Genomic DNA, 12,867 nt, shown 5'->3' with positions numbered 1-12,867 from the left:
GCGGGCCCTCCATGGATAGACCCGGAAAAGGGCGTGCCTAAGCTGCAGGGGAATAGGATGGCCAGAATTTGTTCGCATGGGCTTTTCAAGCCAAGGAGTCGCTTCCCTAGCTCTTTTGAAGAGAGCCGGCTCGTCGGTTGTGCTGCCGCATAGGGAAGTTCAACGCCTTTGACACGTTTCTGGACGTCACCGCGGAGATCGGTCGACGGTGCCAGGTGCCAGGTGAATGCTTCGATCGTCATGGTGTCCATGACGTCATTGCATTGCTGCAGTACCTGGAACGGCCTGACGATCTACTTGAGGAGCGTTCAAGCGAGGCAAGCATAATGTCGCTTGGGTTCAGTTCACTGCAAAGAGATAACTCCCGAAGCAACAACGCCCAATTTGCGGCATTGCTGCATACAATATCCCCCGGCTTTCTCGCGATCGTCGTACTTCTCCTGGCGTGGGAGGTAGGAAGCCAGACCGGCGTCATCAATCCTCACTTCTTCCCGTCGATGTCGGCGACCTTCCTGGAGCTGGCCCGCCTGATGCAGACGGGCGATTTCTGGAAGGCTCTGTTCGATACCCTGCGCGGCTGGGCGGCGGGACTGGCCATCGCGGCGGCGCTTGCGATCCCTCTGGGCATCGTCCTCGGTTGGAGCGAAGTTCTGTATCGTGCTTTTCGCATTCCAATCGAGTTCATGCGTCCCATTCCCTCGGTTTCGCTTGTTCCGGTCGCTTTGCTGATTTTTGGCGTAGGCATTGAGAGCAAGACGTTCCTGGCCGCGTTCGCCGCCTTCTGGCCTCTTCTCGTCCAGACGATCTACGGGGTGAAGGACACCAATCCTGTTGCCCTGGACACCGCGCGCTGTTTTGGCCTGTCCAGTTTGCAACGCATGATCCATGTCATGCTTCCGTCGGCGCTTCCCTACATCGTCACGGGCATCCGGATCAGCTCCTCAGTCTCGCTGATCCTGGCGGTCACGGCTGAAGTGGTCATTGGCGCACCGGGTCTTGGCCGCGAGATCAATGTGGCCCGATCGTCGGGTGACACCACGGGTATGTACGCGTTCATCATTGCCATTGGCTTGACCGGCTGGTTGCTGAACACACTGACGATCTGGTTCGAACGCCGCGCCCTGCATTGGCACGCATCGCAACGCCGAGGTGAAGCATGACCAGGTCAAAGCAGATCCTCGCCTCGTCACTCGAAATCGCAGTGCCGATCGGGATTGTTATCGTATGGGCCGCGACTACCGCCACGGCGCACTCCTTTGTCTTCCCCTCCCTGATCGTGATCCTGCAGCGATTTGAGGAATTGTGGATCTTCGCCAGGATTCCCACTGACGTGCTGCCCAGTCTTGCTCGCCTGGCTGCTGGCTACGGCATCGCAATGGTGCTGGCGATCGCAATCGGCGTGCCGCTAGGTTTGTCGAGGACGGCACAGCGCGCCGCGGCCCCGATCGTCGAGTTCTTTCGTTCAATACCTTCTCCAGCACTGATCCCATTCGCAATCACGGTCTTTGGCGTCGGCTCAGGCATGAAGGTCTTCATCATTGCCTTCGTGTGCATCTGGCCAACCTTGTTGAACACGATCGACGGGGTGCGCAGCCTCGATCCGACGATGGGCGAAACGGCGCGCATGTATCGCATCTCCGGCTGGCTGAAACTGCGCCACATCGTTTTGCCCAACGCCTTGCCGCAGATTTTCGCGGGTATGCGTAGCAGCTTGTCGCTCGCATTGATCCTGATGGTGATCTCCGAGATGGTCGCTTCGTCCGAGGGCATCGGCTTCTTCATTCTTCAATCGCAACGTTCCTTCGCAATTGCGGACATGTGGGCCGGTATTCTTCTGCTCGGCCTGCTTGGCTACGCGCTGAATGCGATCTTCTCCCTGATCGAATCCCGGGTCCTAGACTGGCACAAGAAGTCCCGCGCGAGCGGCTGAACATAGGAGCAGTGTCGTGCTTGATATCAGGAACGTCAGCAAATCATACGGCAACATCCAGGCGCTGAAGGACGTCAGTTTCAGCGTGCACGCCTCCGAATTTGTCTGCGTCGTCGGGCCGTCTGGCTGCGGAAAGACGACGCTGTTGAAATGCATGTCGGGGCTTCTGGCCCCAACCACCGGCAGAGTGTCGATCAACGGAAAGCCTGTCAGCTCGCCGCCGCCGGAAATGGGCATGGTCTTTCAGGATTATCGCGCCTCGCTCTATCCATGGAGCAACGTCCAGGACAACGTGATGCTGCCACTGCGGCACATGAAGATACCGAAGTCGGAGCGCGAGGATCGCGTAACGCGAGCCCTGAAAGATGTCAGGCTCGAAGGGTTTCGTCGCCACTATCCCTGGCAGCTCTCGGGCGGGATGCAACAGCGTGTCGCGATCGCGCGCGCGCTTGCCTATCAACCGCAGATCCTGCTCATGGACGAACCTTTTGCTTCGGTGGACGCCCAGACACGCGCGGAACTCGAAGACTTGATCCTCGAGGTGAAGCACAAGATCGGCAAGACCGTCTTGCTTGTCACTCACGACATCGACGAGTCGGTCTATCTTTCCGACCGGATTGTCGTGCTGACGCGTTCGCCAACGTTGGTGAGGGAGATCATCAGCACGAACCTGCCTCACCCGCGGCATCAGATCACTACCAAGGAACTGCCTGAGTTCGGGCATCTCCGGGCCCACGTCTACAGGTTGATCAACGAGACGGCCCATTCGCTGGCGGCCTGAAGCAACAGACCTTGATTGAGCGCCGCCTGTCGAATGACGACCGCAGGCGAACCCAAACGCATGCACAAAGCCGAAAGGGGAACTGAAATGTCACCGTTCAGAATTATCTCGTTCGCAATCGCGACAATGGTCCTTGCTTTGTCTCCCGCGGCAGCAAAAGACCTCACGCATCTCAAAGTCGGCATGCTGCCAAGCGTGAACTCGGCTGCCATAATTCTGGGCATCGAGAAGGGCTTCTTTAAAGAAGAAGGCCTGGATATCGAACCCATCTTCATGGGCGGAGGCAGCGAACTGACGGTCGCACTCATGTCGGGCGCGACCCAGATCAGTCACATCGGCAGCGTCAATTCGGTGATTGCTCGTTCGAGGGGGCTGCCGATCAAAGTCCTGACCGCGTACTTGAAGGAGCATAGCAACCCCGACGAGGCGTACATGCAAATTGTTGTGCGACCGGACAGCGGCATCAAGACGATCCACGACCTCGAGGGCAAGACCATAGCGGTCAATGAGGTGCGAGCCTATGGAGAGACTGTGGTGAAGGCGGCTTTTGAATTGGCTGGTATGGATCCCAATTCCGTCAAGCTGGTCGAGGTCCCTTTTCCCGACATGGCCAACGCTCTGGAAAGCAAGCAAGTCGATGCGATCTGGACACTCGAGCCGTTCCTGACGCGGTCGCTCGATGCTGGCGACGTTCAGATCGACGCACCGGCGATTGCACTGGGGGGCAAGAAGAATTTCTTCGACGGCGCCTGGATGTCGACTGAAACCTACATCGCCGAAAACCCGCAAGTGATCGACTCCTTCGTTCGCGCCATGAACCGCTCTACTGAATACGCTGCCCAGCATCCAGATGAGATCCGAAACATCATTCCGACCTATACGAAAGTGAAGGCCGACCTTGCCAGTCGAGTCCGGCTCCCGGTTTTCGACTCGTCGCTCGACCCTGAAATGGTGGACGTCATTTCGCAGCATCTCATCAAATACGGCATCACCGACAAGGCTGTTTCAGCCGCAGACCTTTTCCGCTGATTGAAGGAAACGTCCCTTCAAGCGGACTGAGCAGCTACTTCCTGCTGCACCAGAGTCGTCCGCCAGCAGGGAGAAGCCGCTATCGCTCCAACTTACTGAAATAAGACCATTACGGGAGAAATTGCATGTTCTACGCACCCGCAGCCGTGCCGGACTATTCTGCATTGAAGAAGTGTTGGCACCCCGTGAAGTATGCTCACCAATTGCAGGAGAGGCCGACCCGGGTTCGGCTGCTCGGGCACATCCTGGTTATCTGGCGCAGTTCGGACGGCAAACCGCATGCCATGGAGGACATGTGCATCCATCGTGGCGCCGCCCTGTCTCAAGGGACCGTCGACGGCGACGAAATCCTGTGTCCGTATCACGGCTGGCGCTACGGCAAAAACGGCGTTTGCACGGCAATTCCCCAGCTTGAGGATCCCACGGTTGTTCCGTCGAAAGCCAAGGTTCCATCCTACTTCTGCCAGGAACGATATGGGATTATCTGGGTTAGCCTGGAAGAGCCCCGGTGGCCATTGCCTGAAATCCCCGAATTGGAAGCCGATGATCGGAGCCTGATCTTTACAGGTCCGTACCCCTGGCAGGCGGATTCGTCGCGGCAGCTTGAGAACTTCACCGACTTTGCCCATTTTCCGTGGGTGCATCCGGGGCTCCTGGGCGATCCCAAGAAGACCATCGTGCCCCGCTACTCCGTGGAGACGGACGACCGCGTGCTTCGATATGAGATCACGCGCCCCGAGGCGCCGCGGAACGAAGAATTTCCGGTGTTCTTCAACGAACAACAAAGTGGCGAACGCCACTCACAATATCAACTCTATCTGCCCTATACTATCGTGATGCGCCAGGACTGGGGCGGTAGCGAGCAGATGATCCATCTGTTCTGTTCGCAGCCGGTGGATAACAACATGTCGATCGGCTACTCGGTGATTGGTCGCAACTACTATCATGACCAAGACCCGGAGATCATGAAACGTTTCGAGGACACGGCCTTCAACCAGGACAAGGAGATCGTGGAATTGCAGCGCCCGGAGTTCGTGCCGTTTGACCTTGCCGATGAGCTTCACATGCGCTTCGACGCCGTCGCGGTCAGCTATCGCAAGGCAATGCGCGACCAAGGCCTCGCGAAGCGCGTCGACGCCCAGCCCGTGGCGGGTTGATCCGGCTAAGCTGATTGCCGTGTTCAAACCAGAGACGATGCCCTGGCGGTCTTGGTATCGCCCGGGGCTGGGCGATCGACCTTTATCAATCGAGGTGGTGCGATGACCAGTGCCAATTCCGAAGCCGCTCGCAAGATCGGGCAGGCCCGGCCGCTGTGGACGGGTGTTTCCCGGCTGGATCGAATTATTGGACGTCGTCGTGTCCTGCTCCACGCCGGCCCGCCTTTCGAAAATCGCGCCGACATTCCTCCATTGCTTCGCAATTCGCTGGCATTTGCTTGCGTTTATGAGGGTTGGGCAAAAACCTGGGAAGAGGCTGACGCTCTCGTTTTGTCCAATGATATCGAGCTCGGCGCCGGTCAGGACTTTGCGGTGCTTCTGCCTCTTGCCGGCGTCGCCTCACCATCGATGGCTTTGATCGAAGTCTCCAGTTCCACGGCACCGGCGATCAGCGCCTGGTCGGTCTTGAACGAAGGCGGTTCCTGTGCGTCTCGCCTGGGGCTGCGCAATATGGAGTTGCCCGCGCACCATGCTTGGCTGAACGGGCCGTTTGCTGACTGGCTCGCGGCGCTCTTCACCGAGCCGATGGAGCTTTATCCGCTGCTCACGGAGGCTATTCGAAATGGAGACGATGGCCATGCCGCCGTCTCCGCAGGCTCCATGGCGATGGTCGAGGCCCTATCGCGCCGCACCGACAGGCCGATTCCATCGGCCATCAGCACATTCGTGAACACCAACACCAGCTTTGCCATCAATATTTGGATGGCAATGGCGGCGGCCGTCCTCGGCCAGGCCGCCGGGACAGTCGATTCGACCGTCGTAGTCCAGGCCGGAGGCAATGGATTCCAGTATGGATTGAAGCTCGCGAGAAGCCCGAAGCGTTGGTTCAAGATGGAGGGGCCTCGCCCGACGGGCAACCTTGATCCGGGCCGCCAAGAGCGCTTGCCAGCCCGGGGTATCGGGGACAGCGCGGTTATCGATTTTCTTGGCCTTGGTGGTCAGTTGATCGGCGAAAAGTCGCCGATCTTTCAAGGCTTACGTCATGTCCTGCCGCACCGGCATATCGAGCGGCGCCATTTGTTCAAGTGCGCCACGCTATCTGGGCTCGGCGATCTTACAGGGGGAGTCGATGCTCAAGCGGTTGTTTCGTCTGGGCAAGGACCCGTGGTGCTTCTGGGCATGCTCGACCCTGAGGGCAGGGATGGCAGGATCGGCGGCGGAATGATCGAGGTTCCCGTAGCCTTGTTTGCAAGGGCCCTGGATGACGCGGTTGATCAAACAAACGACGCGGAGAACGTGCCATGAAAGCGACCCTCGGCAAGCTGGAAATATCCGCGATTGGCCTCGGCTGCATGGGAATGTCAGGCATCTATGGGGCAGTGAATGACACGGAATCGATCAAGACGATTCAACGTGCCGTCGACCTCGGCGTAACCTTTCTTGACACCGCGGAGATGTACGGCCCCTACACCAACGAAGAACTCGTCGGTCGCGCGATACAGGGGCGACGCGATCAGGTTGTCATAGCGACCAAGTTCGGGATCGGAATCGAAAAGACGGCGCAGGGCACGTTGACGCGGGTGCTCGACAGTTCGCCTAAGCGTATCAGGCAATCTATTGAAGGATCGCTTCGGCGACTCGGTATCGATTGCATCGATCTCTACTACCAACATCGCGTCGATCCAAACGTGCCAATCGAAGACACCGTCGGTGCGATGGCCGACCTGATCCAGGAAGGAAAGATCAAGCATATCGGCTTGTCGGAGGCGAGCGCCCGTACCCTTCGACGCGCCCATGCGGTACATCCCGTCGCTGCGGTCCAAAGCGAATATTCGCTTTGGACACGCGACGTCGAAGCGGAGTTGCTGCCGGCGTGTCGAGAACTCGGTGTCGGCTTCGTGGCCTATGCACCTTTGGGCCGAGGTTTTCTCACCGGAGATATCCAGAAGACAGAGGCCCTTGGTCCGCACGACTTGCGGCGTCATGGGCCGCGGTTTCAGGGCGCCAATTTCGAGCAGAACCTCAAACTGGTGTCAAAGGTGCGCGAACTTGCCGGTGAGAAGGAATGCACCCCAGCGCAATTTGCAATTGCTTGGGTTCTTTCGCAAAACGTTGCAACGATTCCCGGCTGCGAGAAACGCATTCACCTCGAAGAGAACCTCAAAGCCATCTATGTCACCCTTACGCCCGAGGATCTTTCGCGCATTGCCGTCGAACTACCCCTGCCGGTAGGGGATCGGATGGACGCCACCGGAATGCAGGCCGTGGACGTCTAGCTGCTTTTGTCGAATGGACGCCGCGCCCGCGCTGCATGACCTTGAAGAACGTTGCGGGAATATGAATCAACGTCGCTGTCCCAGCGACCACTCTCGATGAGGAGAACCCTGTTGGCCGGGTTCTCGAAAAGTCGGGCAGCCAGAACGGAGCCAGCCGAACCACCGCCGACGACAATGAAATCGAACTCGTCCACGCAGTTCCTCTACGATAGAAATGCGAAAGCGTGCAGCCAGACGGCGGCGCCGGCATTTTTCGTGTGGGCTCGGCAGGGTTCCGGATTGCAAGTCTGGAGATCAGACGCGGGTGTCGGGGAAGACAGGCTAAATCGGTGGCGGACGACTGCTGCTGCGCCCACCACCGATGCAGCCCCTGCCGAAGCTTACTTCGGAAGGAATTCAGCCGGCAGCGGGCCCGGCCAGGAGTCGTCAGGCAGGTCGTTACGGACGATTTTGTCCTCGTCGGCCGGCGAATAGTATTCGATCGGGATCAATTCGCCGCGCGGAACCGGTTCGCCCTTCAGGATCTTGATCGCCAGGTCGAATGCAACCTTGCCGACGATTGGCGAGTAGGGAACGCTGCCGCCCTTTTTGTTGGCGACGACCCACTTCGCCCAGCCGTTCAACTCGTCTGCCGGTCCGACCGTGAAGTCGGCCAGCCGTCCCGCCTCGTCGATCGCCTCGACAACGCCGAGCGCCTGGTTGCCTGAGGTACAGAAGACGCCGTTCATGTCGGGATAGGCCTGGAGTAGGTTCTCGGCGACCTGCTTTGCCTTCGCACGGTTGAAGTCCGCGTAGGAGACATTGAGGAGTTCGATGCCGGGATTCTGGGCAAGCACGCTCTTGAGCGCGTCGAGCTGATCGCTGGCCGAGGCACTGCCGGCAACCGTCATGATGGCTGCGATTTTGCCCTTGCCATTGAGGTCCTTGGCGAAAGCCTTGGCTGCCGTCTCGGCGAGCGTCCACTGGTCGACGACCGCGTTGGAGACGGTGCCCGGCTTGTCCACGAAACTGCCGAAGGCATTGACCGTCACGATGCCCGCTTTGACCGCGCGATCAAGCACCTCTTCGAGCGCCTTGTCGTCCGCGGCCCAGTAAAGGATCGCATCGACGTTCTGACGCATCAGATCCTCGATGTCCGAGATCTGCTTGGCCGGGTTGAAAGCTGCGTCCGTGAAGACCACGGACTTCACATCGGCCTTATGCTGGTCTGCTGCCCAGAGGATATACTGCTTGGCATAGACGACCCAGGAAATCGAAAGCCAGCCGCACGCCACCCCGATCTTGTAGGGGCCGGCCTTCTTGAATTTGGACGTATCAACCGGCTTAGCAGCCTGCGCTGTGAGTTCGGCTCCGGTTGCGGCGAAAAGCTTGCTTGGCGACACCGCCGCCAGCGATGCCATGAGCACCGAGAATTGTCTGCGTGACAGATGCATTTCATTCCCCTTCGTTGTTGTCGTTCAAATTGCAAGGCATTGATCTTGGGCTACCCGCCCACACTAGGATGCGCTCAAGCCGCATAGGTAGCGGTGAGCCGCTCGGCTGCATGCAAAAACTCCACCGACGCCTTTTCGGTTTCTCCCAGGATGCACGGAAATTGTTTTCCGAAATTTTGCTGTTGTCAATCTAATTTTAGTGTCATCAAACAAATGCTGCTCGGCCAGCGCCGTGGGCCCGCACCCTATGCGTATCCTTCCTGGCTGCAGCCAAACGCACACCTCATACAAGGAGCCCATCTTGTCGTTGCAAAACCCGATCTTCATACCCGGTCCGACCAACATTCCCGATGAATTGCGCCGCGCCGTGGACTACCCGTCGATTGATCATCGATCCGACATTTTTGCGGAAATGTTTCAACCCATCGCTGCCGGCGTCAGGCGGATCTTGAAATCGCAAGATGCCGAAGTTGTGCTTTTCCCATCGACAGGCACAGGCGCCTGGGAGGCGGTGATCACGAACAGCTTGTCGCCGGGCGACAAGGTGCTGGCGGCTCGCTATGGCATGTTTTCCGAGCGTTGGATCGCCCTGTGCCGCCGGCATGGAATCGAGGTGTCGGTTATCGAAACGCCATGGGGCGAGGGCGCTCCCGCTGCGGCGTTCGAGGATGTTCTGGCAAAGGACACCGACAAGCGCATACGAGCGGTGCTTGTCTGCCACAACGAAACGGCAACGGGTGTCAAAAGCGACGTGGCAGCCGTGCGCCGCGCGATCGACGCCGCGAGCCACCCGGCGATGCTTTTTGTCGATGGCGTGTCGAGCATTGCATCAATGGATTTCGCCATGGACGAATGGCGCGTCGATGCCGCGATTACTGGATCGCAAAAAGGCTTCATGTTGCCCGCTGGTCTGGCGATCCTAGCCTTGAGTGCAAAGGCGATCGAGGCCATGGATGGGGCGCGCTGCGCGCGCTGTTTCTTCGATGTTCGCGACATGCTGAAAAGCAACTCTGCCGGTGGCTTTCCTTACACGCCCCCTGTGAATCTCATTCGGGGCCTGGGCGCTGCGATAGAGTTGTTGGAGAAGGAAGGCATGGAAAATGTCTTTGCCCGGCATCGCAGGATTGCAACCGGTGTGCGCAAGGCGGTTGCATGCTGGGGACTTTCGCTTTGCGCTCGCTCACCATCACTATATTCGGATACTGTTTCGGCGGTTCTGGTCCCATCGGGTTTCGATGGAACGAAGGTGGTTACGCACGCAGCCCAAAAATATGGTGTGGCCTTTGGCGTCGGTCTGGGCGATGTCGCAGGCAAGGTTTTCCGTATCGGTCACCTTGGAGCCATGACCGATGTCATGATGCTTTCAGGTCTTGCCGCCATCGAAATGGTCATGGCGGACCTTGGATTTTCGATCGAGCTCGGCAGCGGTGTTTCAGCTGCGCAAGCCTACTATCGCGGCCACCCGGATGCCTGAGGCGAACCCTGGGTGATTGAAACTGGGACGTTTCAACCACGTATCGGCGCGCAGGCGGTAGCGCTCCGCCTCGCGCCCTACGAGGCCGATAGATATCTGCCGGGCGGCTTTCCCATGGATTTCTTGAACATGGTCGAAAAAGCGCTGACTGACTCGTAGCCGAGGCTTTCCGAGATCACCTTTATCGGTATGCCGGCTTTGAGATCCCTTAGCGCCATTGCGAGATGGAACTGCTGGCGCCATCTCCCGAATGTCACGCCGGTCTCTCGCTCGATTTGCCGCCGAAGGCTTCTTTCGCTCATTGCGATGGCGGCCGCCCAATCGGCCAAGGTTCGCCTGTCGCCAGGTGATTCCAGCAATGAAGTCGCGATACGTCGCAGACGTGCATCCGTGGGCATGCTGATATAGAGCCGGTCAACCGCTGTCTCGCCAAGCTCCGCCAGCAGCACGTTTGCAATTCGCGCGTGGCGGCTTTGCGAGGCCTCCACACAATCGAGACGCGCAAGATGAAGGACCATCTCCCGGACCAACGGCGTCATCTGTCAGTTTCGCTGAAGGATCGGTCGCGCGCTGCGTTGTATATGAACAAATACATCGAGCAGCAAGGGAGCCAATCATGACTGCCACGGCAAACGCCTCTCTCACAACCATGCGCCGAAGCGGGCCGATCACCGAGCAATATGGCTGCCAGGATCCGGTGCTTCTGAACGATTGGCATGTGATCGGCTACACTGGCGATTTCGAAGAGGGCAAGCTCAGCCCCGTGCGGCTGTTGGGACGCGACCTGGTTGCCTGGCGCGACAGCAAAGGCACACTGCACGTCTGGGAAGATCTGTGCAACATCGCGGCGCGCGGCTATCCAAAGGAAGCATTTGCGACGACCAGGTCATCTGCCCTTACCACGGCTGGCGCTATGACAACACAGCCGCCTGCACGCAGATCCCGGCGGCGCCGGGAGAAAAGCCGATGGCCAAGGCGCGTGCATTCCCGCATCAGGTCGTTGAACGATATGGATTCGCCTGGGCCTGCATTGGCGAACCTCAAAACGACGTTCCGATCTATGACGAATGGAACGACGACAGCTATTTGAAAGTCCATGCCGGCCCGTTCGTCTTCCATGCCAACGGTTTTCGGTCTTTGGAGAACTTCCTGGATATCACCCACTTCCCGTTCGTGCATGGTGATGTCAACGGCATCGCGACCGAGCCGGACACCATCAAGCCCTACACGGTAGAAGAAATCGACGGAGGCGGCCTTGCGACCAGCCCCATCAGCGTCCTGCAGCCCGGAGGCGACGCGCGTGGCGTGCTTGTCAGGTCGGACTATGTCTACAAGGCCCTTCGACCCCTCGTCGGCCGCTTCCGCAAAGATATCCAGGACATTGGTTCCGACAACCAGCCGATTGAGGGGGCGGTGAGCCATTTCGCCACCTTCTGTACGGTTCAGATGGTGGAGGAGAACCATAGCATTGTCAGAATAAGCGGCGCCCTTGATATCAAACCCGCTCCTTCGGTGTCCTCGATCGTCGAACGCTACAACGTCATCTTTACGCAGGACAGGGATATCATCGAGACCCAGCGCCCCGAGCGAATTCCGGCGGACCTACGCTATGAACTGCATCATCGCACCGACCTCATGGGACAGCGCTATCGCGCGTGGCTGCGGTCGATGAACATCACCTACGGAGTGATCTGATGGCTAGCGGTTTGGAGCGACTGGCACGGCTAAAGTCGGTCGAGTATGGAGCGCGCAACGTCAACCTTTACCATCTCGTGGCTGCCGACGGAGAGCCATTGCCGCCGGCCGAACCCGGGGCGCATATCGACATCGAGATTAGCAGCAATTTCCGCCGCTCATACTCATTGATCAACTCAGACAACAGCCCGCACGAGTATGTCATCGGCGTGCTTGCCAACGCGAAAGGGCGCGGCGGCTCTCAGGCCTGGCATCGCGAAAGCGTTGTCGGAAACGTCTATTCGATCTCGAAGCCGCGCAACAACTTCGCATTGCCTCAAGTCGATGAGGCTTGGCTGTTCGCGGGCGGCATCGGCATTACGCCCATCATCAACATGTACAGGTCTTTGAAGCAGCAGAAGAAGGTCGCAAGACTGTTTTACTGGGTCAGATCGTCCGAAGACATTCTGTTTGCCGATGAGCTCGCCGACGATCCCGAAGTCAAGATTTTGATCACCGGCGAAGAGCACTTGGACGGGCCCAAGATCAGTGAGCTGGTCGAAATCGCTCCAACCCATGCTCATCTGTTTTGCTGTGGCCCGTCGGGCATGCTTGACGAATACGAGACTGCGAGCGCATCCAGACCTCGCGACATGGTGCATCGCGAGCGCTTTGCAGGAGTCGAGAAGCCTGCGCTCCGAACAGGCTTTACGGTGTACCTGGCCCGTCAAGGGATCTCGCTTTCCGTTGAGCCGGGCCAGACAATCCTCGGCGCATGCCTGCAGGCCGGCGTCGATGTGCCATATTCATGCGAGGAGGGTATGTGCGGCGCTTGCGAGGCATCGGTAGTTGATGGGGAAGTCGACCACCGCGATACTTTCCGCGTCGCCGAAGATCATGACCGCCTGCGGACCATGATGATCTGTTGTTCGGTTGCGAGAAATCGCGAACTGAAGCTCGATCTCTAGGCCTCTTTGATCAAGATGCAGAGCGGTGCTGGCGAGGCGCGTGGCCGGTCGGTGTCTTGGCGTCTGGCTCGTCGAACCGAAAGGTCGGTGCGAGGTCAGGAAAGGCCGCGAGGATTTGATCGAGGGGAATTTGACGAGGCGCTTC

13 protein-coding genes and 1 pseudogene are annotated in these 12,867 nt (G+C 58.6%); 11 read left to right on the top strand and 3 right to left on the bottom strand.

Translation table 11 applies throughout. The features are described from left to right. The first annotated feature begins 326 nt into the window (after positions 1-326). The 7 genes from QU595_RS25745 to QU595_RS25715 all read left to right on the top strand — a co-directional run bounded on the left by QU595_RS25745 (position 327) and on the right by QU595_RS25715 (position 7,173). Positions 327-1,160: an ABC transporter permease gene (locus tag QU595_RS25745; RefSeq protein ID WP_315927348.1), complete on the top strand. Its 834-nt coding sequence runs from the start codon at positions 327-329 to the stop codon at positions 1,158-1,160. Beyond that, on the top strand, positions 1,157-1,930 hold the full coding sequence (locus QU595_RS25740) for an ABC transporter permease (RefSeq protein WP_315927346.1): 774 nt from the start codon (positions 1,157-1,159) through the stop codon (positions 1,928-1,930). Before QU595_RS25745 ends, QU595_RS25740 begins: the two co-directional genes overlap by 4 nt. 16 nt (positions 1,931-1,946) lie before the next feature. After that, positions 1,947-2,711, top strand: coding sequence for an ABC transporter ATP-binding protein (locus QU595_RS25735; RefSeq protein WP_315927344.1), 765 nt, complete (start codon positions 1,947-1,949; stop codon positions 2,709-2,711). An 87-nt stretch (positions 2,712-2,798) separates the two neighbouring features. After that, positions 2,799-3,740, top strand: coding sequence for an ABC transporter substrate-binding protein (locus QU595_RS25730; protein WP_315927342.1), 942 nt, complete (start codon positions 2,799-2,801; stop codon positions 3,738-3,740). Positions 3,741-3,865: 125 nt separating this feature from the next. Beyond that, complete coding sequence (locus tag QU595_RS25725) at positions 3,866-4,897, top strand: aromatic ring-hydroxylating dioxygenase subunit alpha (RefSeq protein WP_315927340.1); 1,032 nt, start codon at positions 3,866-3,868, stop codon at positions 4,895-4,897. Between the two features lie 102 nt (positions 4,898-4,999). Beyond that, positions 5,000-6,202, top strand: a complete 1,203-nt coding sequence (locus QU595_RS25720; protein ID WP_315927338.1) for a DUF1116 domain-containing protein — start codon at positions 5,000-5,002, stop codon at positions 6,200-6,202. Next, entirely contained in the window at positions 6,199-7,173 is a 975-nt protein-coding gene (locus tag QU595_RS25715; protein ID WP_315927336.1) for an aldo/keto reductase, read from the top strand. Before QU595_RS25720 ends, QU595_RS25715 begins: the two co-directional genes overlap by 4 nt. Here the strand turns inward: QU595_RS25715 and QU595_RS25710 are convergent. After that, on the bottom strand, positions 7,170-7,367 hold the full coding sequence (locus QU595_RS25710; protein WP_410000571.1) for a hypothetical protein: 198 nt from the start codon (positions 7,365-7,367) through the stop codon (positions 7,170-7,172). The genes QU595_RS25715 and QU595_RS25710 overlap by 4 nt on opposite strands. 186 nt (positions 7,368-7,553) lie before the next feature. After that, positions 7,554-8,606, bottom strand: coding sequence for a substrate-binding domain-containing protein (locus QU595_RS25705; protein ID WP_315927334.1), 1,053 nt, complete (start codon positions 8,604-8,606; stop codon positions 7,554-7,556). 301 nt (positions 8,607-8,907) lie between these two features. On the opposite strand from QU595_RS25705, the gene bhcA reads away from it, so the two are divergent. Further along, the gene (gene bhcA / locus QU595_RS25700) at positions 8,908-10,080 is read left to right on the top strand and encodes an L-aspartate--glyoxylate aminotransferase BhcA (RefSeq protein ID WP_315927332.1); all 1,173 of its coding nucleotides are present in this window, start codon (positions 8,908-8,910) and stop codon (positions 10,078-10,080) included. 77 nt (positions 10,081-10,157) lie between these two features. On the opposite strand, the gene QU595_RS25695 is transcribed toward bhcA, so the two are convergent. Continuing rightward, entirely contained in the window at positions 10,158-10,619 is a 462-nt protein-coding gene (locus QU595_RS25695) for an AraC family transcriptional regulator (RefSeq protein ID WP_315927330.1), read from the bottom strand. A gap of 77 nt (positions 10,620-10,696) precedes the next feature. Here QU595_RS25695 and QU595_RS30245 point away from each other — a divergent pair. The 3 genes and pseudogenes from QU595_RS30245 to QU595_RS25685 all read left to right on the top strand — a co-directional run. Then, a pseudogene (locus QU595_RS30245) lies at positions 10,697-10,974 on the top strand (Rieske 2Fe-2S domain-containing protein); the annotation flags it as partial. A 72-nt stretch (positions 10,975-11,046) separates the two neighbouring features. Continuing rightward, a complete protein-coding gene (locus QU595_RS25690) occupies positions 11,047-11,775 on the top strand; it encodes a hypothetical protein (RefSeq protein ID WP_410000573.1) in 729 nt (242 codons plus the stop codon). Continuing rightward, a complete protein-coding gene (locus QU595_RS25685) occupies positions 11,775-12,722 on the top strand; it encodes a PDR/VanB family oxidoreductase (RefSeq protein WP_315927326.1) in 948 nt (315 codons plus the stop codon). Before QU595_RS25690 ends, QU595_RS25685 begins: the two co-directional genes overlap by 1 nt. The last annotated feature ends 145 nt before the right edge of the window (positions 12,723-12,867 follow it).

It is taken from the genome of Mesorhizobium sp. SP-1A (assembly GCF_032460275.1).
Classification (GTDB): domain Bacteria; phylum Pseudomonadota; class Alphaproteobacteria; order Rhizobiales; family Rhizobiaceae; genus Mesorhizobium.
Note: the sequence above shows the minus strand (reverse complement) of the source record. Positions and strands in the feature narration are given on the sequence as shown.

Coding starts and splice junctions, on each gene's coding strand:
- QU595_RS25745 (WP_315927348.1), top strand. CDS start 327: ATGTCGCTTGGGTTCAGTTCACTGCAAAGAGATAACTCCCGAAGCAAC.
- QU595_RS25740 (WP_315927346.1), top strand. CDS start 1,157: ATGACCAGGTCAAAGCAGATCCTCGCCTCGTCACTCGAAATCGCAGTG.
- QU595_RS25730 (WP_315927342.1), top strand. CDS start 2,799: ATGTCACCGTTCAGAATTATCTCGTTCGCAATCGCGACAATGGTCCTT.
- QU595_RS25725 (WP_315927340.1), top strand. CDS start 3,866: ATGTTCTACGCACCCGCAGCCGTGCCGGACTATTCTGCATTGAAGAAG.
- QU595_RS25720 (WP_315927338.1), top strand. CDS start 5,000: ATGACCAGTGCCAATTCCGAAGCCGCTCGCAAGATCGGGCAGGCCCGG.
- QU595_RS25715 (WP_315927336.1), top strand. CDS start 6,199: ATGAAAGCGACCCTCGGCAAGCTGGAAATATCCGCGATTGGCCTCGGC.
- QU595_RS25705 (WP_315927334.1), bottom strand. CDS start 8,606: ATGCATCTGTCACGCAGACAATTCTCGGTGCTCATGGCATCGCTGGCG.
- QU595_RS25695 (WP_315927330.1), bottom strand. CDS start 10,619: ATGACGCCGTTGGTCCGGGAGATGGTCCTTCATCTTGCGCGTCTCGAT.
- QU595_RS25690 (WP_410000573.1), top strand. CDS start 11,047: ATGGCCAAGGCGCGTGCATTCCCGCATCAGGTCGTTGAACGATATGGA.
- QU595_RS25685 (WP_315927326.1), top strand. CDS start 11,775: ATGGCTAGCGGTTTGGAGCGACTGGCACGGCTAAAGTCGGTCGAGTAT.